The following is a 24,081-nucleotide window of genomic DNA, read 5'->3' as shown; positions in this document are numbered from 1 at the left end:
AAGAACGGCTCTAAACCGGTTAGTGCAGGTTTAAACTCCAGCGAGGACAGCTTTGCCGAGCTGCCGGTTTAGCACCGCGATAAAGTCCAGCGGAACCTGCTTGGGGCAAACTGCTGCACATTCACCGAAGTTGGTACATCCACCGAAGCCTTCGGCACCCATCCGGTTAAGCATCTGGGTAACCCGCCGCAGATTCTCTGGTTTACCCTGCGGCAGCAGACCCAGGTGAGTCACTTTCGCAGAAGTAAATAGCATTGCCGAACCATTCGGGCAGGCAGCCACACACGCCCCGCAACCGATGCAGGCCGCGGCCTCGAAAGCCCGATCCGCATCCTTCTTGGGAACCGGAGTGGAATGTGCATCCGGAGCCGCACCGGTATTAACCGAAATGTAACCGCCCGCCTGAATAATCCGATCCAGAGCGTTCCGGTTAACTACCAAATCCTTAATAATCGGGAACGCCTTTGAGCGCCAAGGCTCAATGGTGATTGTGTCCCCATCCTTAAAGGAACGCATGTGTAGCTGGCAGGTAGTAGTGTTATCCTTCGGATCCGGGGAATGGTTTCCATGCGGAACCCCGTTAATCACCAGACCGCACATACCGCAGATTCCCTCGCGGCAGTCCGAGTCGAACGCGACCGGTTCTTCCCCGCGCGCAAATAGATCCTCGTTGAGGATATCCAGCATTTCCAGGAAAGAGGAATCCTCGCTAACTCCGTGGAGCTGATATTCGTGGATAGCTCCCTCGGCGTCTGGGCCAGCCTGACGCCAGATTCGCAAAGTGATGTTCACTTGTAGCTCCTTGTCTTGACCTCGATATTGTTGTAAATCAAATCCTCCTTGTGCAGGACAGGAGGCTGATTCTCGCCTTTCCATTCCCAGGCGGCTACGTACATGAAGTTTTCATCGTCACGCAGAGCCTCTCCTTCCGGAGTTTGATGTTCTTCCCGGAAGTGACCACCACAGGATTCTTCCCGATGCAGGGCATCGATACACATCAGCTCACCCAGCTCTAGGAAGTCAGCCAAGCGACCGGCACGCTCTAGCGACTGGTTCATCTCGCCGCTCTTCTTGCCTGGAATCCGCACATTGGTCCAGAACTCTTTACGCAGTTCTCGAATCAAACCGATAGCTTTCTTCAACCCCTCACGGGTACGGGACATACCGCAGTACTCCCACATGATGTGACCGAGTTCCTTGTGGATGGAATCCACCGAACGCGTACCCTCAATCGCCATCATCCGATCGATACGTTCTTGCGCCTGCTGTTTCGCGGCCAAAACATCGGGATGGTCTTGCGGCAAATCTTTCCAATCCAAAGTATGCGCCAGATAATCATTTACCGTGTTCGGCAGCACGAAATAACCATCAGATAGCCCCTGCATCAAAGCCGAGGCACCCAAGCGGTTAGCGCCGTGATCAGAGAAGTTAGCTTCCCCGCCCACATACAGACCCGGGATAGTGGTCTCTAGGTCATAGTCGACCCAAACCCCACCCATGGTGTAGTGCACTGCCGGGTAAATCCGCATCGGAACCTCATAGGGATCGTCATCGGTAATCCGCTTATACATATCGAACAGGTTGCCGTACTTGGCAGACACAGCTTCCTTGCCCATACGTTCAATCGCATCCGCGAAATCCAAGTAAACGCCGCGAGCAACCCCGTTGATTTCCGGACCTACCCCGCGACCCTCGTCACACATATTCTTGGCTTGCCGGGAAGCGATATCGCGCGGAACCAGGTTACCGAAAGAGGGGTAGATGCGCTCTAAGTAGTAGTCGCGATCTTCCTCCGGGATTTCCCGCGGGTCTTTCTTGCAATCCTCTTTCTTCTTGGGAACCCAAATACGTCCATCATTACGCAGGGATTCACTCATCAAAGTGAGTTTGGATTGCTGGTCACCATGCTGCGGAATACAGGTGGGGTGAATCTGGGTGTAGCAAGGGTTAGCAAAATAGGCACCCTTACGGTGAGCACGCCAAGCAGCAGTACCGTTACAGCCCATAGCGTTGGTGGACAAGAAGAAAACGTTCCCATAACCACCGGTAGCTAAAATAACAATCGAGGCAGTGAAAGTTTCCAGTTCACCAGTCTCCATATTGCGAGCCACAATCCCGCGCGCCCGACCGTCCGAAACGATGAGTTCCACCATTTCATGACGGGAGTGAGAAACTACCGTGCCGGCGTTAACCTGGCGTTCAAGTGCCTGGTAGGCACCAATCAGCAACTGCTGCCCCGTCTGACCCCGTGCATAGAAGGTACGGGATACCTGCACCCCACCGAAAGAACGGTTATCGAGCAGGCCGCCATATTCGCGAGCAAAAGGCACCCCCTGAGCTACACACTGGTCAATAATATTGGCAGATACTTCCGCTAGCCGGTAAACGTTAGTTTCCCGTGCCCGGTAGTCCCCGCCTTTGACCGTGTCATAGAACAGCCGGTAGTCAGAGTCATTGTCGTTGCGATAATTCTTCGCCGCGTTGATTCCACCCTGAGCCGCAATCGAGTGTGCACGGCGGGCAGAGTCTTGGTAGAAGAAAGCATCAACGTGGTAGCCCATTTCGCCCAGCGAGGCGGCAGCGGCGCCCCCCGCCAGACCGGTGCCTACCACGATAATCTTAATCTTGCGGCGGTTAGCTGGGTTAACCAGCGCTGCATTGAACTGGCGCTGTTTCCAGCATTTTTCAATCGGCACATCTAGGGGTGCCTTCTGGTCAGCAATCGGTTCGCCAACGGTGTAAAGACCGTCAACCAGATTTTCTTGTTCAGTCATTTTTCGCATCCTTCCCTAACTAACACGCCACCGGAGCGGGGTTGGTGATTACCAAATAGAGCGGGGGGATGGCGAACATGGCGAACAGCGCTAGTCCCACAATCCCGGAAATATAAACGGTCGCTTTATGGGTGTTTTCCCGAATCCAACCCATAGTTTGCAGGGCGGACCATACGCCGTGCCCCACGTGCAGCGCCACAATCGCCACCGCACCCAGGTAAATAATGAGCGTCCACCAGTTAGCTGGCGAGAACGTGGTTACCATCATGTTCCAAGGAGCAACCGGAATCATTTCCCCATCTACCTTGCAGGTGGCAGAGCTGTATGCATCAGCTGCACCAATCTGCACCCACTTGGTGGTGAAGTGGAAGATGTGGAACAAGATAAACAGCACTAGCAACACGGAGCCGACACGTACGGTGCGGGTCGCATAGTTGTTAACCACGTTCTGTTTGACTACGTACTTCTCACTGCCTCGCCCCACGCTGGCGCGATGCCAGAGGTAGAAGGCGCAAATCATGTGGATAATCACGCATGCAAGTAGCAGGACGCGCAAAATCCAGAGCAAGCCTTCATAAGGCAGGATAGGGGCACCGAAGACCCGTAGGTGGTGGGCGTAACCGTTATAGGCATCCGCCCCCGCTAGAATCTTCAGGTTCCCGTAGGAATGCATTAACACAAACAGTACAAAGAAGATGCCGGTAACGGCCATGCACTGTTTGGCGAAGACTAGGGTATTCCAGCTTCGCCTCTTTTGAATTTCTTTTGTATTGGCCACGTTTCTCAGGCTAACCCACAGCTTTGTAAGGAGTTAGGAATTAGGGTCTAGAGTGAGGGCGAAAAAATGCAACCGGAAAAGAAAACTGCCCTATAAAGCATCTTGAACTGCAGTTTTAGAATTATTTTTTTAAATCAGCAACATCAAGGTATCGGCAATAAATACCTGTTTCTTCGCTGGGGAAGCTAAGAATTATTACTCAATTGAGAAAGTGTGAAGTTTCAAAATACTTTCTACCCGCGGCTAGCCGCATTTATTTCCGTGCCAATGGGGCCGGGAGAGGCACTAGCCAGACGCTTACGCATTACCAAAGCATCTTCGCGCGGATGGGAATAATAGCCACGTCGCACACTTAAAGGCATAAATCCCGCGCCTTCATAAAGGGAGATCGCGGCCTGATTTGAACTGCGCACCTCTAGGAACATCTGAGTCGCTCCCCGTTTCCTAGCCTCATTGAGGGCGGCTCCTAGAAGAATGCCTCCTAGCCCGTGGCGGCGCTGAGCAGGTAAGACGGCTAGGGAATGTAATTCGGACTCCGGTACTAAAACTTCTAGTAGAGCCGCACCTACCAGCACTTCCTCCTCCCAGATTCCCAATGCTAAACCGTAGCGGGCAGTTATCATTTGCCGCAGCTGCGCGTCACTAAAACCTTCTGTCCCAAAACAGGATTTTTCGAGGACAAGCAGTGCCGGCACGTCCTCGAGACTTAAAGGAACGCAGCCCGTCACGATACCTATTTCACCTGGCTAGGGGGCTGCACATCCGGGCGGCGCAGGTAAAGAGGAGACACGGTGGCTAGTAAATCTTCAGGTGTTTTCCCCTGTAAACGCGCTTTGGCAATCCTACCGAGGACTGCTGCCTCTACCTCGGTGGGGAGACCGGGATTTAACGCAAAATCCTGGGGGTATAGCGCTGCCCCCGCCCCAGCAACAATCAAACCGGGTTCGGCTGCCCGGTTCGCAAAGTCTGCGGGCCTGCCCACTTCCGGTCCCCACAGACAGAAAACATCATCAGGACCATCCGCACGATACTGGGCGCAGTAGACCTCCTTACGCCGCGCATCGGTGGTCACGAATACTTCCTGCGTGGGCGGTACCAGGTCTAACACTGCCCGCGCCAGCGCGTCTAGAGAGCTAATCCCGATCACCGGAATGCCCAGCGCATAACCGATTGTGCGGGCAGTTACCAGTCCCGCCCGCAAGCCCGTAAAAGGAGCCGGGCCGCGTCCTACCGCCACTGCCTCGATACCCGCTTTCGCGAGGGCGCACCCGCAAGCTTCCTGCACTACCTCACTTACCAGCTCGGAAAGATGCTCAGCGTGAGAGCGGGAGTCCTGGCTAGAGCGACTAGCTAACACCGGGGTCTTGGCTTCGCTATCCCACAGGGCAACTGAAGCTCCCAACGAAGTGTCAATACAGAGAATCCGCATGTTTTTACCTACTTTTCTTGTCCGTCCTCAAACGCGGAAAACACCGTTTCCCAGTCAGTTCCTTCCCACCGCTTCCCCAGCGGGCGGATAGTGATCCTGCGTTTACCATCATCCATCTGTGCCAGGTCTACTACCCCATTACTGCTGGTAGCAACCCCGCCATGTTCCCGGTGAATCTCAATCTCCAGGCGATCAGCCGAGAGCTGCTCGGTTTTACCTTCTCCCCATTCGATGACGGTAATCGCCTGATCCAAAGTGGAGTCCAAATCGAGGGTTTCCAAATCCGTTAAATCTTTGATTCGGTAGGCGTCAGCATGAATCAAATCTGCACCTCCCACTAGGGAAGGATGCACCCGGGCAACAATAAAAGTGGGGGAAGACACCCTGCCTTTTACCTGCAGTCCGGAACCTATTCCCTGAGTAAAAGTAGTTTTTCCGGCTCCTAGCCCCCCCGAAAGCATCACTAAGTCTCCGGGGCGCAGCTGGCTGGCAAGCGCCTGTCCAACCGCACGTGTCTGGTCAGCTGAGTTAACGGTAATAGTAATCGGCACGTTTCCTCCTAGATATAGACCCGCGGCACTCGAGGATTAAGGTCGGTAACAATCGTATAGTTTATGGTTTCAGCGGCCTTCGCCCAATCATCGGCGGTGGGTTCCCCCTGGGAGCCATCTCCCCACACTCGCACCGTCGCCCCGGGCACTAGCGGCGGTTTTCCGTCCTCACCGCTACCTAAATCCACCATGAACTGATCCATACATATCCGCCCTACCTGCGGATATTTCTGTCCGTTGGCGGCCACCCAGATTTTTCCGGAGGCATGGCGGTCAATCCCGTCCGCATACCCCAGTGGCACAATCCCGATATAGGTATCGCGGGGTGCTACCCAGGTACCTCCATAGGAAACCGGATGCCCGGCAGGCAGTTTCTTTACGCTGATTAAATCGGCCTCTAAACGCATAATCGGGGTGAGAGATAAGCTGGCGGTAGTGGCACGCACCGGATTCGGAGTCAGGCCGTACATGGCGATCCCGTAGCGCGCCAGGTCAAAATGTGCCTGGGGATGCCACAGCAGTCCCGAAGAAGCCGAGAGGTGGCGAATCAGCCCCGTAAATCCGCGCTGTTCAGCGGCTGCACATGCCTGTTGAAAGTCGCTAAGTTGCCGGGCAGTCGCCTGTTCCCCACCGCCCGCTTCATCTCCGCGCGCTAAATGCGACCAGATCCCGCTAACTTCTACCGTTCCCTGTTCACTGGCGAGCTGTGCCGCTGACAGCAAAGGAGATAGGTTTTCAGGCAAGGCACCCTCTCTCCCCATCCCGGTATCTACCGCCAGGTGAATGCGAGCTTTCTTCTTTGCTGCCCGAGCTGCGCTAGCCACGCGTAACAGGGTTTCGGGATTAGATACTGCGATATCCAAGTTGGCTTCAACCGCGGCTTCCAGATTTGCATCGGGACTGAAAATCCAAGTGAAAATGCGGACTTTCGGAAAATCTTTTAGCGCCTGTCTCAGTTGCATGGCTTCCGCCAATTGCGCTACCCCAAACCATTTCACTCCGAACTCGAGGGCGGCGCGAGCAATCTGCGCGCCTCCATGCCCGTAGGCGTTGGCTTTTACAATCGCCATCGCCTGTACATTCGGGTCACATTTGCGCAGTTGCTGCAGGTTTTTTTCCAGTGCCGCCAGGTCAATAATCGCGCGAGCCGGAAAATCAGTGTTCATGTCCATGACTATACCGCTCTGGCTTGTTCTAAAGCATAGACAATCGCACCCGGAACCTGGCGAGCAATATCGGTAGCTACCACTGGGGCTCCCAGGTTATTTACGCTGTCGGGTTGGGAGCAAGAAAATGGCAGTCCCGCTGCCTTCCGGGCAGCCCGGGCGTGTACCCAGGCGGCAGAGGCAACCGCTGCTGATACTTGGGAGGGGGAAAGCTGATGCCCCGTCTGCTCTGCCCGCGCCTGATGCTGGGCGAGCACCGCCCCCACTATTCCGGCTAACACGTCACCGGAACCGGCAGTTCCTGTCCAATAAGGCGCCCCCGCCTGACTAAACATAGTTCCCTCGGCGCTGGCAATCAGAGTGACTGCCCCTTTTAACAGCACGGTTGCGCCGGTTTTATCCGCCAAGTACTGCACCCAGGCCGCCGGGGACGCCTCCACTTCTGCCCGGCTGACTCCACCGCGGCCTCCTCCAGCTCCTAGCGTAGAAAGCAGGCGCGCTGCCTCACCCGCGTGGGGAGTAAGTATTGTCCGGTGAGTGAGGGTTCCGCCGGGAATTTGGGAGATGATTTGGGGATAAAGATCGATGGCGCCCGCGTCCAATACCAGGGGAATTCCGCTGGTAGCAGCCTGCACTGCTTGGTTGAGGGCTTCGCGTACCCGGGCAGAATCTTTGGGGTCAACGCCTGGGCCAACCAGTAGGCATTGATGTTTTCCGGCACCGGAAACTGCTTCTGGGAAGCGGGAAAGGATTGCGAAAGCCGCGTCCTCTGGTCCCACATAGCGCACCATACCGGCACCGGCTCTGCCCGCGCCCTCTACGCACAGCACCCCGGTTAGGGGGAAAGCGGCAGAACCCGCCACTACCTGCACTACCCCCCGGGTATATTTATGGTCTTCCGGACCAGGTACCGGCCACAGAGTACCCACATCTGCTGCCTCCAGGCGGGCGAGCCGCGGCTCTTTCATCTGCAGACCCAGGTCTACTAGCCGCACTTGCCCGAACTGATAGGCGGCGGGCGGCAGCAGGGAAGAGGATTTGCGTCCCCCCATAGTTACGGTCACGTCTGCCCCCAGGAAGGGGCCGGGTAAACGCCCATCATCAGTGAAAATACCGGAGGGAATATCAATCGCCACCCGCAGCACTTTCAAGCGCCGAGATTCATATAGCCGAGTTAATTCCGTTGCTACCTGTGCTAATGGCTCCCGTAGTTTGCCGTTTACTCCGGTGCCTACCAGACCGTCAATCCACACCTGGGCGACGCGGGCGCGGCGGGCAGCCAGGCGGGCAATCTGGCGGGCGTTGCCCGTTAAATCTATCTGCTCGATAGTTACCTCAGCTTTTTTCGCCGCTGCCAGCGCTTTCTCATGAGGATTGTCAGAAATAATCAATGCTAGGCAGGGATAGCCCAGTTTTGCCAGGTAAGACAGAGCATAGAGGCAGTCCCCGCCGTTATCGCCGCCGCCAACTAAACCCAGAATCCGGGTTTCCGCGACTTTCGCGCCCCGGGCAAGTAGAAATTCGACAGTAGTGTCGCTGACCTCGCCAGCTGCCTTTTTCATCAGCGAACCTTGCGGGTGCTCAGCTATTACTTTGGCTTCAGCTTGCCTAACTGTCTGTTTTTCGAATGCCTCAATCATCGCGCCCTACCCTTTGACCTTGTCTTTTATTCTACCGTGACTGATTTGGCCAGGTTGCGCGGCTGATCTACGTCATATCCTTTGCTCTTAGCTACTTCACAGGCAAATACCTGCAGCGGAATCACCGTTAACAAGGGCATATAGAGGGTGGGGGTACGCGGCACCCGGAAAATATGGTCGGCGTATTTATCGACTTTATCGTCGCCTTCTTCCGCTACTACCAGGGTGATTGCTCCGCGAGCGCGCACCTCCTGCAGATTAGAAATCACCTTTTGGTGCAGCTCGGGACGGCGCGGGGTAGGCACCACGATAAACACGAACTGTCCCGGCTCAATTAGGGCAATCGGACCGTGTTTGAGCTCGCCCGCCGCGAAACCTTCCGCATGTACATAGGCGATTTCTTTAAGTTTTAGCGCCCCTTCCATGGCCACCGGATACCCCACGTGACGCCCTAAGAAAATCGTGGATTTCAGGTCTTCACCATAGCGTTTAGCTACCTCTACTACCGGCTCCATTTCATTGAGCAAGGTTTGCATCTTGTGGGGAACTTCCGCTAGTTTCTCCAGGTAATCCGCGATTTCATCAATGAACTTATTTCCGCGCACCTGCGCTAAATACAGCCCCAACAGGTAGCAGGCGGTGATTTGGGCGGTAAATGCCTTGGTGGAGGCGACTGCGATTTCGGGACCGGCATGGGTGAGTAGCACCGCATCGGATTCGCGGGGAATCGTAGAGCCGGGAGTGTTTACGATTGCTAGCACTTTCGCGCCCTGTTCGCGGGCGTGCCGCACCGCCATAATAGTGTCCATAGTTTCCCCGGATTGGCTGATCGCCACCACCAGGGTGCGCTGGTCAACTACCGGGTCGCGGTAACGGAACTCGCTGGCCAGCTCTACTTCTACCGGGATCCTGCACCAATGCTCAATCGCGTAGCGAGCAATCTGCCCGGCATAAGCGGAAGTGCCACAGGCAATAATCACCATTTTATTGACTTGCCGCAACACGTCTTGGCTGATGCGCAGCTCATCTAGAGTGAGGTAGCCTTGCGCATCAGTCCGGTCTTGCAAAGTGGCAGTCACCGCCTGGGGTTGTTCATGGATTTCTTTTTCCATGAAAGTCCCCCACCCACCTTTAGAGGTGCGGTCTACCGAGAAATCCACGGTGAACTGCTTAGGAGTAACCGCCCCACCTGCACTGTCAGCTACCTGCACCTGCTTGGCGGTCACCATCACCAGTTCGTCTTGCCCGATTTCTAGGCAGTCCTTGGTGTGATCGGCAAAAGCTAAAACATCGGAACCGAGGTAGTTGCAATCTTTGCCTACCCCGATAACCAGCGGGGAGGAACGCCGCGCGGCTACCACGATTCCAGGAGCATCCCGGTGAATCGCCAAAATCGTGAAAGTCCCTTTCAGCTGCGCCATGGTCTTCAGCAGCGCCCGCGATAGCCGCGCCGCTGCCCGATGAGCTCCTGCAGCGACCTCAGCAGATACCTGCGCGTCATCTAGGACGGGGGCAGGTACCTCAGCTGCGCCCTCCCCGAGGGTGGTGCCTTCGTCCTCGTCAGCTAAATAGGACGCTGCCAGCAGATTCGCAATTACCTCGGTGTCGGTTTCAGAAACGAAACTAAAGCCTTGCTGTTCGAGGACGCGGCGCAGGTTATCGGCGTTCTCGATAATGCCGTTATGGACTACCGCGAGTTGCCCATCGGAGGAAGCATGGGGATGAGCGTTAATATCCGTTGGTCCCCCGTGAGTAGCCCAGCGGGTATGTCCGATCCCCGAGATTGCCTCCGGCAGGGGATGCTCCTGCAAATCTGCCCGCAAATTCGCGAGCTTTCCGCTCTTTTTGCGAATTTCAATCCCGCCCGGGGTAGACAGCCCAATCCCCGCGGAGTCGTAGCCGCGATACTCCAGGCGGGCCAGACCCCCCATAATCACTGCTTCTGCATCTTTAGTGGGCTCCAGCCCTACCATCCCTAAGATTCCACACATGAGATAGATTTTTTCACGAGTTCCGCCGCATTGCTATCTCGCGCGCCTAAGCAGCATAAATGGAAAATATCACCGACAGTTGCCCGCTAGGGAATACTCAGCCAGCCAGGTGCGGTAGGCTGAGAAAGTCAGATTCTGCTAGTTGAAAGACAGGTAAAATGGGCAGACTTTTTGGAACCGACGGAGTGCGCGGTCTAGCGAATAAAGAATTAACCCCGGAATTGGCTTTGGAACTGGGACGAGCCGCCGCTAAACAAGTGCGCAAAGATGCGCCTAAAGGACACAAACTGCGGGCGATTGTCGGACGTGATACCCGGATGTCCGGCGATTTCTTGGATCACGCGATTTCGGCGGGGCTGGCTTCCGAAGGCGTGGACGTTAACCGCATCGGGGTCGTAACTACCCCTTGCGTCGCCTATCTGACCGCGAAAGCTGACGTTGACCTGGGGGTAATGATTTCCGCCTCCCACAATCCCATGCCCGATAACGGGATCAAGTTTTTTGCCCGCGGCGGCTATAAACTCCCCGATGCGATTGAGGATGAGATTGAGAAACTCCTAGGCGATGAAACTGATCGCCCTATTGGCGAAGGGGTCGGCGAGATCGAGGAAGAACGCGAAAGCGCCGAGAAGCTATATGTTAAACACCTGGTACGGGCAGTTGGAGATCTTTCTGGTCTGCGAGTAGCGGTTGATTGCGCCAATGGGGCAGCTTCCGAGCTGGGGCCGGAGGCACTACAAGAAGCCGGGATTGACACTGTAGTAATTAATGCTTCCCCCGATGGGCGCAATATCAATGACAATTGCGGCTCCACTCACCCGCAGCAGCTGCAGAGCCAAGTAGTGGCTGCCGGCTGTGACTTTGGGGTAGCTTTCGATGGGGACGCGGATCGCTGCCTGGCAGTTGACTCCCAGGGAAACCTGGTGGACGGCGACAAAATCATGGGAATGCTGGCTGCCTATTTCAAGGATAAGGGAGAACTTACCGGAAATACCCTGGTGATTACGATTATGTCGAACCTAGGTTTGATTTTGGCGATGAAAGAAAAAGGGATTAACACCGTCCAGACAGCGGTGGGAGATCGCTACGTCCTGGAGAAAATGCGCGAGCAAGGATTCGTGCTGGGTGGAGAACAGTCTGGTCATGTAATTAACGCCCATCATGCCACCACTGGGGACGGGATTCTGACCGCCCTGTGTATCGCCCGTGCAGTTAAAGATGCTGGTCAACCCCTAGAAAAGATTTGTGAGTTCGTAAAGCGCTTACCGCAAACTTTGATTAACGTGCCAAACGTGGACAAGGCTCGCACCGATGATGCCGGTTTGCGAGCAGAAATCGCTAAAGCCGAGGAAGAGCTAGGCGATACCGGCCGGGTAGTGCTGCGCGCCTCTGGAACTGAACCGCTGGTGCGGGTAATGGTAGAGGCCGCCACCCAAGAACAAGCCGATGCGGTTTGTGAGCGCCTGGCGGGTGAAGTTAAGAACCGCCTGTCTCTGTAAGGAGATTTTCTACTCCCGCCAGCGTTTTTAATCTAGGCGCTGGCGGGAAAACGGATCCAGAATCGGCGCAAATAGTTTTGAGCGGAGCCAACCCAGCGGAGCCTAAAAGATATGCCAGCTAAATCCATTTATGAACAGTTCGATCGGGATGCTTGGCGCGCCCTCGCCGCTAAAACCCCGATGCCGCTTACTGAAGCGGATTTGCGTTCCTTGGCCGCTTTGGGAGATCCCATTGATTTAGAAGAGGCAGACGCGGTCTATCGCCCCCTCTCCGCTCTGCTGCGCTACCGGGTTTTGCATTCGCGCGCCCTCGCCCAAGATCAACAAGATTTTTTCGGTCGCCCTCAAAAGAGGAAAATCCCCTTCATTATCGGAGTTGCCGGATCGGTGGCAGTGGGAAAATCAACCACTTCTCGCATCCTCCAAAATCTGCTTAGCCGCTGGCCAGAGACCTCGCGGGTCGCCTTAGTTACTACTGATGGGTTCTTGTATCCGAATGCAGAGTTAGAGCGGCGCGGACTGGTGGCACGGAAAGGTTTCCCAGAGTCCTATAACCGCCGCGCCCTCCTCAACTTTGTTACCCAGGTAAAAGCGGGAGTGCCGGAAGTAAAAGCGCCGGTATATTCGCACGTCACCTACGATGTAGTGCCGGATAAATATGTGACCGTTGCCAGCCCGGATATTTTGATTCTAGAGGGCATCAACGTGCTGCAACCGGCTTGGTTCTACCGGGGTCATCAAGACCTGCCTAACTTAGAAAAGCAGTTAGATCAGGACGATGGACGCAGCGGGCTCTATGACCATAAATCTCTGGCAGTCAGTGATTTCTTTGATTTTTCCATTTATGTTGATGCCCGAACCCGCGATATTGAGCGGTGGTTCGTTGAACGTTTCCTGTCATTAAAAGAGTCAGCTTTCCGCAATCCGGATTCTTACTTCCAGGTATATGCGGGAATCTCTGATTCGGTGGCCCGCCAAATTGCCCTTGATATTTGGACCTCCATAAACCTGCCCAACCTGGAGCAACAGATTCGTCCCACCCGAGGGCGGGCGACTTTAATCTTGCGCAAAGACGCCCAGCACCGCCTAGAAAACGTGTTCTTACGCAAAGTCTAAACTATCAAGATGACTGCCGAACGTAGCTTTGAACATCTCGTTTGCCATAGAAGACACGAACTACATTAACTGCGGACGTGTCATTGTCGATGGTGTAAAACGCAATAAAGTTATCTACCGGAATTTGTCGCATTTCGAGGCTATGCCAGGGCTCCCAAGCCACCACTTTGTTGCGAGCCGGAAATTGCTCAAGGCTGCGTATGCACTCACGAATCCGGTTCACTTGCGCAGCAGCTATCACCGGTTCCCGTAGCTGGATAGCAATGTATTCAAAGATATTTTTCAAATCCTGCAGGGCTTCATCTGAATATTTGATGAGGTAGCTACCCATTAGATGCCATACTCTCGGTTCATGATTTCATCGACCTCGTCTGCAGAGTACGATTTGCCCGCAAGAATGGAATCGTAACCTTTCTGCAGTTCGGCATTTAGCTGCTCCCTAGTAAGTTCATCCAGGGAAAGAGGCGCTTTCACAGGGAGTTTAATCCCAAATGGAATACTTCTAGTCAGTTTGATCTGGCTGTAGAGCATTTGCACCACCGAGGAGGGCGTAACACCCAAGCTAGAAAGAATATCCTCAACGTCTGCTTTGAGCTGTGGATCTATACGGGCATAGACTGCTGCTGTATTTGCCATGACACTACCTTCCTATTCTTGAGTTGAGATTAGCACTAAGAATAGAACATGTATAGCAGTTCGCAAACAATAGCAAGCTTTTTTATTTTTCCTGGGCTTCTTACCTATACCCTCACTACCATTACTCAGATACAGTTTTGCCCGGTAAAGGCGAAATAAACCGTCTTTACCGGGCAAATAACTAAGCGTGGAAGTTTAGCGCTTGGAGTACTGCGAAGCCTTACGTGCCTTCTTGAGGCCGGGCTTCTTACGCTCAACAGCGCGCGAATCGCGGGTCAGGAATCCTGCCTTCTTCAGGGCAGGACGGTTCGCTTCCCGATCAATTTCGTTTAGCGCGCGGGCAACGCCCAAACGCATTGCTCCGGCTTGCCCGGAGGTTCCCCCACCGGATACCCGAGCGATAACGTCAAAGCGTCCCTCTAGGTCTAGCAGGGTAAACGGCGCACGCACTAGCTGCTGATGCAGCTTGTTCGGGAAATAACTTTCCAAAGTCCGACCGTTAATCTTCCATTCGCCGCTGCCCGGTATCAACCGGACACGCGCAACTGCGCTTTTACGACGTCCCAGCCCAATGCCGGGAGCGGTCACGGACTGTCCGGAGCCAGTCGGCTCCGACTTGGTTTCCGTGGTGTAAGAGCTGGGGGCATTCTCCTCCAACAGCTCTTCGTTTTCGGTGGTATCAGCCACAATTCTCCTCAGGGTCTTGGCTCAGGGCTACTGGGCGATTTTCTTAATTTCGTAAGGTTCTGGCTGCTGTGCCGCGTGGTCATGTTCGGGACCAGCGAAAACATGCAGCTTCTTCATCTGGGCACGCCCCAACCGAGTGTGGGGAACCATGCCGCGCACCGCTTTTTGTACTGCTACCTCTGGTTTCTTAGCTAACAAGTCACCGTAGGTTAGAGATTTTAAGCCCCCGGGGTAACCGGAGTGGCGGTAGGCGCGTTTCTGCTCACGTTTATTGCCGGTAAGTCCGACCTTGGCGGCGTTCACGATAATGACGTGATCACCCATATCCTCGTTGGGAGTGTAGGTCGGCTTATGCTTGCCACGCAGCAGCTTGGCGGCTACGGCCGCCAGTCGTCCGAGAACGACGTCTTCAGCGTCGATGACATACCATTTCTTATCTTGGGTGTCACCGGCTTTCGGATTATAAGTTCGCACGGGCTTAAGCCTTCGTTTCTTCCTTGGGGGTAGAAGCTGCGAGAGCGCGGCAACAGGGTGGCGATAAGTGCCAAAATGTTGCGGACGCCGCCGTAGTTTTCCACCCGACTTTGCATTTCTTTCCGTCTAGCGTCCTGTTTTTGCCAAAGCTGCAGGTAACAAACCTCCGCTTGGATTGTTCCAGGACACACAACATTTAGTATTTTACGGAACCGAAAGCACCTGGTCAAAGCAGTAGCCTGTTGAACTGCACACATAGACCAAGTTACCTCTGCCTACCTGCCTAATCTAGGTAGGCTACAAGGCTGATTTTTCGGGTAGGGTGCGCACTACTTTGGCTTTTGCGGCTTGGGAGGCGTATTCGTCCTCTGGCGGGTAGGCTACCTCCCACAGGGTTAGTCCCCTTCCATCGGCGAGGGGTACTCGTTGGTCGCGCACCCCGGCAGCTAAGAGTTCCGCTATCCAGTTAGTATCGTGCTTCCCCCGCCCAATCTCGATCAAGGCTCCCATCATGAATCTCACTTGAGAATGACAAAAGGCATCCGCGCAGATAATAGCCTGCACGATTCCGTCGTGGGGACGCGAAATATTAAAAGAATGGAGAGTACGTACCGTGGTCGCGCCCTCGCGGGGTTTAGCGAAGGGAAGGAAATCGTGTTCTCCACAAAACGCTTGCGCCGCGAGCTGCATTTTTTCGTTATCCAAAGGCGAGGAGGTGCGCACGATATCTAACCGACAAGGATCAACTGCCCGGGGATCATCACAAATCAGGTAACGGTAGGTGCGTGACAGCGCTGAGAACCGGGCGTCAAAATCGCCAGCAACCACGCTGACCTGTTTAACTGCCAAAGCACCATTTAGTCCGCGTCCAGCTAAGCCTTCTAGGCGGGCGCGCAGCCGAGCAGCGCGCAACTGATCGTCTTCTTCCCGCCCTCGAGAGAGGGAAAGCCAAAAGTCTTTTGAGACGTCCAAATGGGCAACCTGTCCGCGCGCATGTACCCCGGCGTCAGTACGTCCGGCCACTGTCAGTTGCGCCGGTTGGCGGGTAATCAGGGATAGGGCTTCCTCTAGGCGCCCTTGAACCGTCAACAAACCCGGTTGGCGCGCCCAGCCATGGAAAGGCTGCCCGCGATAGGCAAGGTCTAGGCGTAAACGGATCACAGCGCTCATTAGGTCACCAAATCCCAGGAGCGCACCCCGCCACGTATACCGGCATCATTAGGTACGATGATTACTTCTTCTCCCAGGGTTTTACGCACCGATTCTGTTATATGAGCCGAATTTCCTCCTCCCAGGTAGAGCCGATCCCACATAATTGCTTCCCGTAAAACTCCTACCACCCGGCGAACACGGCGCGACCAGTGAGTATCCCCCATTCTTACCCGCTCTGGCTCGCCTACATAGTCATCGAATAGCAGCCCCCAGCGGGCAACCGTATGCGAAAATTCTATATGAGGAGCTAAACGACCCCCATCCCAGATAGAGTTCCCCAATCCGGTACCCAAAGTAATTATCATTTCCATGCCGGTACCAGAGATTACCCCGGCACCAGCCACTTCGGCATCATTTAAAACCAGGGATGGTAGGGAAGTCTGTTCTTTCAAGGCACGGGCGAGATCGAAGTTTTCCCATGCCGCAACCATTTCCGGTAGCACTCGGGTACGCGGGCCAGATTTGCACACGTAGTGGGGAGTAGAGATTACTACCCCGTGACGAATCATTCCGGGAATTCCCAGCGTAATCCGGTTGGCGTCCGCTTGGAATTCAGAGCGGAAACCTTCCACAGTTTCGATTAACTTTTCTGGAGGCAAAGGGTAAGGGGTAGGCACTCGCAGAGAGGGAGCCACCATGGTACCGTGTTGATCCAGTACCGAGGCCTTGATTCCCCCGCCCCCACAATCAACTGACAAAGTGAGGGAATTTTTCAGCTGTTTTCCCATATTTCTAGTTTACCTGGAGATTTGTACTTGCTGATTCCGATAATGTTTTTCTTAAGCTGACGATAAAAACAGTGCGGGCAGTTGGCTCAATCTGCCAACTGCCCGCACAAAGTAGCTGTTAAATACCGGATAACTTATCCGCCGGTATTTATCGGGTTACTTTTCTTCAGAATCTGCAGCTTCTTCCGCGTCTTCAGCTTTTCCAGCTTCCGCGGTTTCTTCGCCACTGTCCGAAGTTTCTACCGCATCTTCCACGGTTTCCTCGGTAGTTTCGGCTTCCTTCGCTTCCTCAGCTTGCTCGGGCTGAGCTGCTTCTTCTTTGGCGGGTTTTACCTTGGCTTTTGCCTCTACCTTTTCGGTAACCAAAGAAATCTCGGCCATAGGAGCGTTATCCCCACGACGAGCCGGCAGTTTCACAATCCGGGTGTATCCACCTTGACGGTTGGGATCCAGATCCGGAACTACCTCGTCGAACAGGGTGTATACCGCATCGAAACCACGGGTATATTTATCAACCTGGGTACTCAGTTTGCGGGCAACCATACGACGATTGTGAATATCGCCCTTCTTCGCTTTGGTAATCAGCTTTTCAATATAGGGCTGCAGGCGGCGAGCTTTAGCTTCGGTGGTGCGAATTGAACGATGCTCGATTAGCGACTTCGCCAGATTCGCCAGAATTTTGCGCTCATGTGCCGGGCCGGCTCCTAACCGGGGACCTTTAGATGGCTTAGGCATTTTTCTTCCTTTACTTTCTAAAAAACTTTATTGTTTAAGCGCCGAGAAAACCCGACTTAGTCATCAGAGAATTGTAGCGAACTGGGGGTAGCCAGATCATCTAGGCTGACCGGAGTGGGCAGCGGAGAATCTTTGAGTGCCATCCCCATTTCGGCGAGTTTCGCCTTGATTTCTTCGATTGACTTGGCACCGAAATTCCGGATATCCAAAAGATCGGCCTCGGAGCGGGCAACCAGTTGCCCCACCGTATTAATCCCTTCACGGGTCAAAGCGTTATAGGAACGCGACTGCAACCCCAGGTCATCAATAGAGAGCGCCAAATCTTGGGCGAGCGCCTGATCGGTTTGCGGAGCGCCAATCTCGATGCCTTCGGCCTCGATGTTCAGTTCCTGGCACAGCCCGAACAGCTCTACCAGGGTTTTACCTGCAGAAGCTAGGGCATCCCGGGGAGCTAGTCCCGGTTTACATTCCACATCTACAATCAAGCGATCAAAGTCGGTACGCTGCTCGACACGAGTAGCCTCTACCTTGTAGCGGACTTTCACCACTGGAGAGTAGATAGAGTCGATAGGAATCCGAGAAATTTCGTGTCCATCCGACTTGTTCTGATCGGCAGAAACGTAGCCACGACCACGCTCTACGGTTAACTCAATTTCTAGCTTGCCAGACTCGTTTAGGGTGGCCAGATAGAGATCCGGGTTGTGAATCTCTACTCCCGCTGGAGGGGTGATATCCCCGGCGGTAACCTGCCCAGCACCTGCTTTCCGCAGATACATCACCACCGGTTCGTCATTCTCGGAAGAAAGCACAATCTGCTTAATATTTAGAATGATCTCGGAGACGTCCTCCATTACTCCGGGGATGGTGCGGAACTCATGCGGCACCCCCTCAATCCGGATAGAGGTAACTGCGGCTCCGGGAATGGAGGAAAGTAGGGTACGCCGCAAGCTGTTTCCTAGGGTGTGCCCGAATCCGGGCTCTAGGGGTTCAAGGGTGAAGCGGGAGCGCTGATCGCTAACCACTTCTTCCGATAGCACGGGTCGCTGTGAAATAAGCAACGTGTTGTCCTTTCTGCCGCCCAGCCCGCCATATGACTGGAACGAACGTTCTGACCTGAGGTCAGTTTCTTAGACAAGACTGCGAAATCTCCCAAATGACGGCCTGGAGACCCACAGAAGTGTTTTACTATCTTCTTTTTTCTGCTTTAGTTAGGACGCGTTAGACGCGGCGACGCTTAGGAGGACGGCAACCATTGTGGGCATGCGGGGTAACGTCCTGAATGGTACCTACCTCGAGCCCGGTAGCCTGTAGGGAACGAATCGCGGTTTCCCGACCTGAACCCGGTCCTTTAACGAACACGTCAACTTTTTTCATGCCGTGCTCCTGGGCGCGCCTAGCAGCAGCTTCAGCGGCCATCTGCGCAGCGAACGGCGTAGATTTACGCGATCCTTTGAACCCCATCTGGCCGGCGGACGACCAAGAAATAACAGCTCCGGAGGGATCAGTAATTGAAACGATAGTGTTATTGAATGTGGACTTAATGAACGCTTTTCCCTGAACAACGTTCTTACGCGCAGCCCGACGCGGCTTACGGCTCTTTATAGAACTAGCAGCCATATCTTCCTTCTTTTCCTCAGATCCAGCAGGTGGTGCCTGCGCTTACTTATACAGCCTTCTTCTTGCCAGCAACGGTGCGCTTGGGACCCTTGCGGGTACGCGCGTTGGTCTTGGTCCGCTGACCGTGCACCGGCAAATGGAAGCGGTGACGCAGTCCCTGGTAGGAACCAATTTCAATCTTGCGGCGAATATCGGCTTGGACCTCACGACGAAGGTCGCCTTCAACTTTGTAGTTGGATTCGATAAAGTCGCGTACTTTAATCAGATCTTCTTCCGAAATATCCTTTACGCGCACATCCGGAGAAACTCCGGTTTCTTTCAGCGTTTTTTGAGCGCGCGTGCGCCCTACGCCGTAAATGTAAGTAAGTGCCACTTCCAAACGCTTCTCGCGCGGAAGATCAACACCGGCAATACGTGCTGCCATTAATTTTCTCTCCACATTTTTCCGGAGGCCGTCGCGCTACCTTCCGCTGCTGCGGCCCAGGCCTCCGGACCTGGGGTCACCTTTGAAAATCAAAGATGCCGGTAGCGCGCTATTCTATTTATTGACTAGCCCTGACGTTGTTTGTGTCGGGGGTTGTCGCAAATCACCATGACAACGCCGTGGCGACGAATCACCTTGCATTTCTCACAGATCTTCTTAACGCTGGGTTTAACCTTCATAATTTTCCTCTAGTTGCGACCGGATTACCCTGCCGCCAATACTTTTTACTTGTATCGGTAAACGATTCGACCTCGCGTTAAATCGTAGGGGCTGAGCTCTACGACCACGCGATCCTCGGGCAAGATTCGGATATAGTGCTGGCGCATTTTGCCCGAAATGTGCGCTAGCACTTTATGACCATTTTCGAGTTCTACCCGGAAATAAGCATTCGGGAGTGCCTCTGCTACGGTACCTTCGACCTCTACAACGCCTTCTTTTTTCGCCATCTATCCTTCACTAACCTTGTCCACATAGGATGACCAGTGGATATAATATACCCCTCTAGTCACAAACCCAATACTCAACTCTACGTTAGTACCGAGACAAACCTAAAGCTGATAGAGGGTTAAATCGGTCACGCATAACTCACTTTTTGCGCTCTAGGCGTGTCGTAGGTTGCAAATTACGTCTTCGAGAAGTAGATTTCCACGCCCTTTTTCTGGAACGACAAAAACTAAAAAGAGCATGCGCATAGCGCTTGCCCCTTACAGCTCCAGCGGTATTACCCCGAAGGGCGCCAATGCGGCTTTACCAAAATCAGGTTGGTTGAGGACGCAAATTCCATCTGCTAACACCGCGACCTGCGCCTCCCAATGGCAAGCCAGGGCGTGATCTACGGTTTTCACGGTCCATTCGTCTGCCATAGTGGCAACCTTATTGGAGCCGCGAGTAAGTATCGGCTCCACGCATAGCACCATTCCCGGTTTTATCGCAGCCGATCGGCCTACGGCGCGGAAGTTAAACACATCGGGCGGCTGATGCATAGCAGTCCCGATTCCATGCCCAGTAAACTCTTCTACGATCCCCGCCGTCCATCCGAAGCGCTCGCCAAAAGAGTCCACTGCGTCCTCGATCGCGGCACCAATATCGTTAACCCGAGCGCGCGGACGAGCTATCGCCGCCACTCCTGCCCAGGTACTGTAGCGAGTAATTTCTAGCAGCTGTTCTTTTTCCGAGGATATGGGATAGGAGTGGGCGGCGATAGTAGGATCCGGCTTGGGAGCTGGTTCTTCCCCGATAATCACGGAAAAGGCGGAATCGCCGTGCCACTGTTTACCATCTCGCTCTAGGTAACAGCCACAATCGAAACTTACTAGGTCACCAACCTGAAAGGGAACATCACCGGGGATACCGTGTACCACGGTGTCATTAACCGAGATACAGATAGTTGCCGGGTAATCAAAATATCCCAAGAAATTAGAGTGCGCGCCCCCATCCGCGATTACCTGTGCTGAGATTTCGTCGATTTGGCGAGGGGTTACCCCCGCCCGAGCATTTTCCCAGACGGCCTCATGGATTTGATTGACGATTAGCGCCGCCTGCCGCATATAACCAAGCTGCTGCCGATTCTTTATTTCGATGCCACGCCCAAATAGCATTTGTATTTATCTTCTTCCCGCTTCGGTTGATATATTACCGCAGCTGAGCGGCAATACTGTCCCAAACCTGGTCAATAGAGCCGTTACCATCGATATTTATTAGCAAGCCAGCCTCGCGGTAGTAACGCACTAGGGGCTCGGTTTGCTCCTTATAAACCTGGAGACGGCGACGAATCACCGGTTCGGTATCGTCAGAGCGATTTTCGATTTCGGCGCGTTTAAGTAGACGCCCTACTACGTCCTCTAATTCAACATCTAGGTTGATGACCGCATCTAAGTGAGTACCCATATTTTTGAGTACTTGATCCAGGAAATGTGCCTGTTCCAGGTTGCGGGGATAGCCGTCTGCCAGGAAACCTTCGCGGTAGCGCGATGACTGCAACTCTGCCTCTACCAGGGAACTAATCACCGAATCTGGTACTAACTCCCCCCGGTCAATCAGCTCCTTAGCTTTTTTCCCCAGCTCGGTTCCCGCCTTCATCTGGCTGCGTAGCATCGCTCCAGTAGAAAAAGTAGGAATATCTAGCAGTTCGCAGATCTTGCGCGCCTGAGTGCCCTTTCCGGCACCAGGTGCACCCAGAATCAACAGGCGTTTTTTCATTTAAGGAATCCCTCGTAGTGGTGTTGCTGAAGCTGAGCGTCAATTTGCTGTACAGTTTGCAGACCCACGCCCACCATAATTAACAGGGTAGTTCCCCCGAATGGCATCTGGGTGACTTTCAGCGGAATCAGCGCCACAATCGGCACCATGGCTACTACCACTAGGTAGAGCGCGCCAGCCGTGGTAATCCGGCTGATTACATAGTGCAGATAGTCCGCGGTGGGAGCCCCTGCCCTTATTCCCGGAATGAACCCGCCGTACTTCTTCATATTGTCGGCGATTTCCTCGGGGTTGAAAGTGATTTGGGTGTAGAAGAAAGCGAATCCCAGCACTAGTAGTGCGTAGCAGATTAGATAAATCAAGGAGTCGTGCTGGAAGTTGTCATTAATCCATTTGACCCAGCCGGCAGTAGGTTTACCGAAACGGGAAATCATTTGCGGCATAGCCAATAGCGAGGCCGCGAAAATCACCGGGATAACCCCCGACATATTGATTTTCATGGGGATATAGGTGGTAGAGCCACCATACATTCGTCTGCCCACCATCCGTTTGGCGTACTGTACCGGGATGCGGCGCTGGGCTTGCTCTACGAACACGATAGCCAGGGTAATCAGGGCAACTAGACCGATAATAATCAGCACTTTCCAGAATCCCCCGGAGGCACCAATAGATTGCAGGTGTGCGGGCATATTTGCCACGATACCGGTGAAAATCAGCAGGGACATACCGTTTCCGATGCCGTTTTCGGTGATTAGCTCGGCTAGCCACATGATGAGACCAGTACCGGCGGTCATAGTCACCATCATAATTAGGTAATTAACCGCCGATTGGTCAGGAATAATCGGTTTACTGGGGGAACATCCTTGTAGCAGCTGCCCCGAACGCGCCATATAAATGATGGTCACCGACTGCAATACCCCGAGTCCAATAGTAAGATACCGGGTGTACTGGGTCATTTTCGCTTTTCCGGCTTGCCCTTCACGGTGCAGATCCTCGAAGCGAGGAATCACTACCCGCATCAACTGGATGATAATCGAGGCCGTGATGTAGGGCATGATTCCCATAGCGAACACTGACAGTGACAGCAGCGCTCCCCCGGAAAACAGGTTCACCAGGTCAAGCAGACCGTTTTGCTCATTGTTCTTTAGGCAGGCCTGCAGGTTCGGATAGTTAACCCCCGGAGAGGGGATATGAGATCCAATCCGGTAGAGCGCCATAATTGCCAAGGTGAACAGGAGCTTTTTCCTAAGATCCGGCGTCTTAAACGCCTGTACGAATACGCTAAGCAAGCTGCCTCCAGCACTATGTTCTTTAACGGCACAGAAAAGATGATTCTATAACCCTTAGTAGCCTACACAATTTCGCCCCTCAATCGCACATACAGCGGTCAATCACACATTAGCTACCCCGTGTTGCTCTCCTAGCACCGACCTAGTTTGAAATTTTGAGGACGTGTGACGAGAAAAATCTAGTCCAGGTAATGCGGGGAGGGGTAAGGAAATAGCTTACAGGCAGCGACCGGAGCCGCCATTGAAGCTGATATGCACATGATCGTAGTGGTTGGCAGTGATGGAATTACGTTCTTCCATGCCCCGCCAGCTGCGTCCAGGCATCCAGATACGTTGTTTCCAGATTACATATTTAACGTTTAAATCCCCGCTGTTTGCAATCGCCCAAGCGGCAATCGAGTCTCCCAAAGCACTAGATACCGGAACCATAACGTCAAGCGCCAAGCCTTTGCCGTGATCTTGCGGGTCACCGGGGCGGAAGCCCCCGATATTGGTAACCCCGAAACGCTGGGAAATCATCGTCCGTACCTGGCGAGGCCAAGGCTGCAAACCGGCATCCCCACTGGGAGAAGCACAATTAGGGGTTTCCGTTTTGGCTGCTACCGCAGCAGATGCCCCCGCAGAGACTGCGGTCACCTTGTTAGAGGAAACCTTAACTCCATCGTCGACTGAAACTGCTTGGTTATACAGATTTTCCTGCAACATCGTGCTGGCAATCTTAGAAACATCGACGCCTTGTTTACTGGCTGCAGCAGAGGGATGAACGGAATCCGCAGCCACTAAACCAAAAGACGCCATAACCACGATTGGTGCCATCAACCAGGTTTTACGCACAATATCTCCTGACGGTCGCGCCGCTAGCAAGCTAGCCGGTACATAACGTTTTCATAACGAATATGTTACGAGTATAAATACTTTTAGGTCGCAGGTGTCAAGTTTTTCGATACTGATTATCCAAAGTCACAGTCGACGCTGCTGCTACCAGCACTTTAGAGAAACAGTGGGTAAAAATAAATCCTGGGCGGGGAGAAAATCTCCCCGCCCAGGAATCTCTAGCTATCTAGATTATTGAGCTG

The 24,081-nt window shown here is 53.8% G+C and carries 27 protein-coding genes; 2 read left to right on the top strand and 25 right to left on the bottom strand.

Annotated features, from left to right (window positions below; all coding sequences use genetic code 11):
• Positions 1–30: 30 nt before the first annotated feature.
• From BQ5456_RS07540 to glmS, 9 genes are all read right to left on the bottom strand, one after another.
• Positions 31–792 carry a succinate dehydrogenase/fumarate reductase iron-sulfur subunit gene (locus BQ5456_RS07540; protein ID WP_071129443.1) on the bottom strand — a complete coding sequence of 254 codons (762 nt, stop codon included), beginning with the start codon at positions 790–792 and terminating at the stop codon, positions 31–33.
• On the bottom strand, positions 789–2,774 hold the full coding sequence (locus BQ5456_RS07535) for a fumarate reductase/succinate dehydrogenase flavoprotein subunit (RefSeq protein ID WP_071129442.1): 1,986 nt from the start codon (positions 2,772–2,774) through the stop codon (positions 789–791). Before BQ5456_RS07535 ends, BQ5456_RS07540 begins: the two co-directional genes overlap by 4 nt.
• A 19-nt stretch (positions 2,775–2,793) precedes the next feature.
• Positions 2,794–3,552 carry a succinate dehydrogenase cytochrome b subunit gene (locus BQ5456_RS07530; protein WP_071129441.1) on the bottom strand — a complete coding sequence of 253 codons (759 nt, stop codon included), beginning with the start codon at positions 3,550–3,552 and terminating at the stop codon, positions 2,794–2,796.
• A gap of 233 nt (positions 3,553–3,785) precedes the next feature.
• Positions 3,786–4,280 (bottom strand): ribosomal protein S18-alanine N-acetyltransferase, encoded by a 495-nt coding sequence (rimI, locus tag BQ5456_RS07525; RefSeq protein WP_159428782.1) that lies wholly within the window; start codon positions 4,278–4,280, stop codon positions 3,786–3,788.
• 5 nt (positions 4,281–4,285) lie between these two features.
• A complete protein-coding gene (gene tsaB / locus BQ5456_RS07520) occupies positions 4,286–4,981 on the bottom strand; it encodes a tRNA (adenosine(37)-N6)-threonylcarbamoyltransferase complex dimerization subunit type 1 TsaB (RefSeq protein WP_071129439.1) in 696 nt (231 codons plus the stop codon).
• A gap of 8 nt (positions 4,982–4,989) precedes the next feature.
• On the bottom strand, positions 4,990–5,532 hold the full coding sequence (gene tsaE / locus BQ5456_RS07515) for a tRNA (adenosine(37)-N6)-threonylcarbamoyltransferase complex ATPase subunit type 1 TsaE (RefSeq protein ID WP_071129438.1): 543 nt from the start codon (positions 5,530–5,532) through the stop codon (positions 4,990–4,992).
• Between the two features lie 8 nt (positions 5,533–5,540).
• Positions 5,541–6,698, bottom strand: a complete 1,158-nt coding sequence (gene alr / locus BQ5456_RS07510) for an alanine racemase (RefSeq protein ID WP_071129996.1) — start codon at positions 6,696–6,698, stop codon at positions 5,541–5,543.
• An 8-nt stretch (positions 6,699–6,706) separates the two neighbouring features.
• Positions 6,707–8,338: a bifunctional ADP-dependent NAD(P)H-hydrate dehydratase/NAD(P)H-hydrate epimerase gene (locus BQ5456_RS07505; protein ID WP_071129437.1), complete on the bottom strand. Its 1,632-nt coding sequence runs from the start codon at positions 8,336–8,338 to the stop codon at positions 6,707–6,709.
• Positions 8,339–8,364: 26 nt separating this feature from the next.
• Positions 8,365–10,329 (bottom strand): glutamine--fructose-6-phosphate transaminase (isomerizing), encoded by a 1,965-nt coding sequence (gene glmS, locus BQ5456_RS07500; RefSeq protein WP_071129436.1) that lies wholly within the window; start codon positions 10,327–10,329, stop codon positions 8,365–8,367.
• 158 nt (positions 10,330–10,487) lie between these two features.
• On the opposite strand from glmS, the gene glmM reads away from it, so the two are divergent.
• Both glmM and coaA read left to right on the top strand, forming a co-directional pair.
• Entirely contained in the window at positions 10,488–11,828 is a 1,341-nt protein-coding gene (glmM, locus tag BQ5456_RS07495; RefSeq protein WP_071129435.1) for a phosphoglucosamine mutase, read from the top strand.
• Positions 11,829–11,939: 111 nt separating this feature from the next.
• Positions 11,940–12,944, top strand: a complete 1,005-nt coding sequence (gene coaA, locus BQ5456_RS07490) for a type I pantothenate kinase (RefSeq protein WP_071129434.1) — start codon at positions 11,940–11,942, stop codon at positions 12,942–12,944.
• Between the two features lie 4 nt (positions 12,945–12,948).
• Here the strand turns inward: coaA and BQ5456_RS07485 are convergent, their stop codons facing one another.
• From BQ5456_RS07485 to BQ5456_RS07415, 16 genes are all read right to left on the bottom strand, one after another.
• Positions 12,949–13,275, bottom strand: coding sequence for a type II toxin-antitoxin system RelE/ParE family toxin (locus BQ5456_RS07485; protein WP_071129433.1), 327 nt, complete (start codon positions 13,273–13,275; stop codon positions 12,949–12,951).
• Entirely contained in the window at positions 13,275–13,580 is a 306-nt protein-coding gene (locus BQ5456_RS07480) for a type II toxin-antitoxin system RelB/DinJ family antitoxin (protein ID WP_071129432.1), read from the bottom strand. The genes BQ5456_RS07485 and BQ5456_RS07480 overlap by 1 nt, the downstream gene beginning before the upstream one ends.
• A 195-nt stretch (positions 13,581–13,775) precedes the next feature.
• On the bottom strand, positions 13,776–14,267 hold the full coding sequence (rpsI, locus tag BQ5456_RS07475) for a 30S ribosomal protein S9 (protein WP_071129431.1): 492 nt from the start codon (positions 14,265–14,267) through the stop codon (positions 13,776–13,778).
• A 27-nt stretch (positions 14,268–14,294) separates the two neighbouring features.
• Entirely contained in the window at positions 14,295–14,741 is a 447-nt protein-coding gene (gene rplM / locus BQ5456_RS07470; protein ID WP_071129430.1) for a 50S ribosomal protein L13, read from the bottom strand.
• A gap of 297 nt (positions 14,742–15,038) precedes the next feature.
• Entirely contained in the window at positions 15,039–15,911 is an 873-nt protein-coding gene (gene truA, locus BQ5456_RS07465) for a tRNA pseudouridine(38-40) synthase TruA (protein WP_071129429.1), read from the bottom strand.
• On the bottom strand, positions 15,911–16,669 hold the full coding sequence (locus BQ5456_RS07460; protein ID WP_143037093.1) for an ROK family protein: 759 nt from the start codon (positions 16,667–16,669) through the stop codon (positions 15,911–15,913). The genes truA and BQ5456_RS07460 overlap by 1 nt, the downstream gene beginning before the upstream one ends.
• Before the next feature lie 168 nt (positions 16,670–16,837).
• Complete coding sequence (rplQ, locus tag BQ5456_RS07455; protein ID WP_071129427.1) at positions 16,838–17,416, bottom strand: 50S ribosomal protein L17; 579 nt, start codon at positions 17,414–17,416, stop codon at positions 16,838–16,840.
• A gap of 56 nt (positions 17,417–17,472) precedes the next feature.
• Positions 17,473–18,474 (bottom strand): DNA-directed RNA polymerase subunit alpha, encoded by a 1,002-nt coding sequence (locus BQ5456_RS07450; protein ID WP_071129426.1) that lies wholly within the window; start codon positions 18,472–18,474, stop codon positions 17,473–17,475.
• Between the two features lie 160 nt (positions 18,475–18,634).
• Positions 18,635–19,033 (bottom strand): 30S ribosomal protein S11, encoded by a 399-nt coding sequence (rpsK, locus tag BQ5456_RS07445; RefSeq protein ID WP_071129425.1) that lies wholly within the window; start codon positions 19,031–19,033, stop codon positions 18,635–18,637.
• A 46-nt stretch (positions 19,034–19,079) separates the two neighbouring features.
• Positions 19,080–19,457, bottom strand: coding sequence for a 30S ribosomal protein S13 (rpsM, locus tag BQ5456_RS07440; protein ID WP_071129424.1), 378 nt, complete (start codon positions 19,455–19,457; stop codon positions 19,080–19,082).
• A 125-nt stretch (positions 19,458–19,582) separates the two neighbouring features.
• Positions 19,583–19,696, bottom strand: coding sequence for a 50S ribosomal protein L36 (gene rpmJ / locus BQ5456_RS10165; RefSeq protein WP_083378428.1), 114 nt, complete (start codon positions 19,694–19,696; stop codon positions 19,583–19,585).
• A 45-nt stretch (positions 19,697–19,741) separates the two neighbouring features.
• Entirely contained in the window at positions 19,742–19,963 is a 222-nt protein-coding gene (gene infA / locus BQ5456_RS07435; RefSeq protein ID WP_071129423.1) for a translation initiation factor IF-1, read from the bottom strand.
• 258 nt (positions 19,964–20,221) lie between these two features.
• On the bottom strand, positions 20,222–21,115 hold the full coding sequence (gene map, locus BQ5456_RS07430) for a type I methionyl aminopeptidase (RefSeq protein WP_083378427.1): 894 nt from the start codon (positions 21,113–21,115) through the stop codon (positions 20,222–20,224).
• A 34-nt stretch (positions 21,116–21,149) separates the two neighbouring features.
• On the bottom strand, positions 21,150–21,716 hold the full coding sequence (locus BQ5456_RS07425; RefSeq protein WP_071129422.1) for an adenylate kinase: 567 nt from the start codon (positions 21,714–21,716) through the stop codon (positions 21,150–21,152).
• Positions 21,713–23,005: a preprotein translocase subunit SecY gene (gene secY, locus BQ5456_RS07420; RefSeq protein ID WP_071129421.1), complete on the bottom strand. Its 1,293-nt coding sequence runs from the start codon at positions 23,003–23,005 to the stop codon at positions 21,713–21,715. The genes BQ5456_RS07425 and secY overlap by 4 nt, the downstream gene beginning before the upstream one ends.
• 216 nt (positions 23,006–23,221) lie before the next feature.
• Positions 23,222–23,839: a VldE C-terminal domain-containing protein gene (locus BQ5456_RS07415; protein ID WP_071129420.1), complete on the bottom strand. Its 618-nt coding sequence runs from the start codon at positions 23,837–23,839 to the stop codon at positions 23,222–23,224.
• Between the last annotated feature and the right edge of the window lie 242 nt (positions 23,840–24,081).

This window comes from Varibaculum massiliense (genome assembly GCF_900106855.1).
Lineage (GTDB): Bacteria > Actinomycetota > Actinomycetes > Actinomycetales > Actinomycetaceae > Varibaculum > Varibaculum massiliense.
The sequence above is the reverse complement of the archived record's forward strand: the minus strand, read 5'-3'. Positions and strand labels throughout refer to the sequence as shown.

What these genes read in the sequence shown, in the direction of transcription:
- truA (WP_071129429.1), bottom strand. Translation starts at nt 15,911, where the DNA reads ATGAGCGCTGTGATCCGTTTACGCCTAGACCTTGCCTATCGCGGGCAG.
- glmS (WP_071129436.1), bottom strand. Translation starts at nt 10,329, where the DNA reads ATGTGTGGAATCTTAGGGATGGTAGGGCTGGAGCCCACTAAAGATGCA.
- coaA (WP_071129434.1), top strand. Translation starts at nt 11,940, where the DNA reads ATGCCAGCTAAATCCATTTATGAACAGTTCGATCGGGATGCTTGGCGC.
- rpsM (WP_071129424.1), bottom strand. Translation starts at nt 19,457, where the DNA reads ATGGCAGCACGTATTGCCGGTGTTGATCTTCCGCGCGAGAAGCGTTTG.
- rpmJ (WP_083378428.1), bottom strand. Translation starts at nt 19,696, where the DNA reads ATGAAGGTTAAACCCAGCGTTAAGAAGATCTGTGAGAAATGCAAGGTG.
- BQ5456_RS07425 (WP_071129422.1), bottom strand. Translation starts at nt 21,716, where the DNA reads ATGAAAAAACGCCTGTTGATTCTGGGTGCACCTGGTGCCGGAAAGGGC.
- BQ5456_RS07505 (WP_071129437.1), bottom strand. Translation starts at nt 8,338, where the DNA reads ATGATTGAGGCATTCGAAAAACAGACAGTTAGGCAAGCTGAAGCCAAA.
- glmM (WP_071129435.1), top strand. Translation starts at nt 10,488, where the DNA reads ATGGGCAGACTTTTTGGAACCGACGGAGTGCGCGGTCTAGCGAATAAA.
- BQ5456_RS07480 (WP_071129432.1), bottom strand. Translation starts at nt 13,580, where the DNA reads ATGGCAAATACAGCAGCAGTCTATGCCCGTATAGATCCACAGCTCAAA.
- rpsK (WP_071129425.1), bottom strand. Translation starts at nt 19,033, where the DNA reads ATGGCTGCTAGTTCTATAAAGAGCCGTAAGCCGCGTCGGGCTGCGCGT.
- BQ5456_RS07535 (WP_071129442.1), bottom strand. Translation starts at nt 2,774, where the DNA reads ATGACTGAACAAGAAAATCTGGTTGACGGTCTTTACACCGTTGGCGAA.
- BQ5456_RS07485 (WP_071129433.1), bottom strand. Translation starts at nt 13,275, where the DNA reads ATGGGTAGCTACCTCATCAAATATTCAGATGAAGCCCTGCAGGATTTG.
- infA (WP_071129423.1), bottom strand. Translation starts at nt 19,963, where the DNA reads ATGGCGAAAAAAGAAGGCGTTGTAGAGGTCGAAGGTACCGTAGCAGAG.
- tsaB (WP_071129439.1), bottom strand. Translation starts at nt 4,981, where the DNA reads ATGCGGATTCTCTGTATTGACACTTCGTTGGGAGCTTCAGTTGCCCTG.
- map (WP_083378427.1), bottom strand. Translation starts at nt 21,115, where the DNA reads ATGCTATTTGGGCGTGGCATCGAAATAAAGAATCGGCAGCAGCTTGGT.
- alr (WP_071129996.1), bottom strand. Translation starts at nt 6,698, where the DNA reads ATGAACACTGATTTTCCGGCTCGCGCGATTATTGACCTGGCGGCACTG.
- rplQ (WP_071129427.1), bottom strand. Translation starts at nt 17,416, where the DNA reads ATGCCTAAGCCATCTAAAGGTCCCCGGTTAGGAGCCGGCCCGGCACAT.